The sequence below is a fragment of the Pseudomonas sp. YQ_6 genome, assembly GCF_043103245.1.
In the GTDB taxonomy this organism is placed as follows: domain Bacteria; phylum Pseudomonadota; class Gammaproteobacteria; order Pseudomonadales; family Pseudomonadaceae; genus Aquipseudomonas; species Aquipseudomonas alloputida.
Map to the genome: position 1 here is coordinate 1 of NZ_JBICJR010000050.1, position 296 is coordinate 296.

1 rRNA gene is annotated in these 296 nt (G+C 53.4%); it reads left to right on the forward strand.

Annotation, left to right across the window (positions count from 1 at the left end):
• Positions 1 to 296: ribosomal RNA gene (locus tag ACF8FG_RS16180) — 16S ribosomal RNA — on the forward strand; the annotation flags it as partial.

Genomic DNA, 296 nt, shown 5'->3' on the forward strand with positions numbered 1-296 from the left:
GCATGCCTTACACATGCAAGTCGAACGGCAGCACGGAGCTTGCTCTGGTGGCGAGTGGCGAACGGGTGAGTAATATATCGGAACGTACCCTAGAGTGGGGGATAACGTAGCGAAAGTTACGCTAATACCGCATACGATCTAAGGATGAAAGTGGGGGATCGCAAGACCTCATGCTCGTGGAGCGGCCGATATCTGATTAGCTAGTTGGTAGGGTAAAAGCCTACCAAGGCATCGATCAGTAGCTGGTCTGAGAGGACGACCAGCCACACTGGAACTGAGACACGGTCCAGACTCCT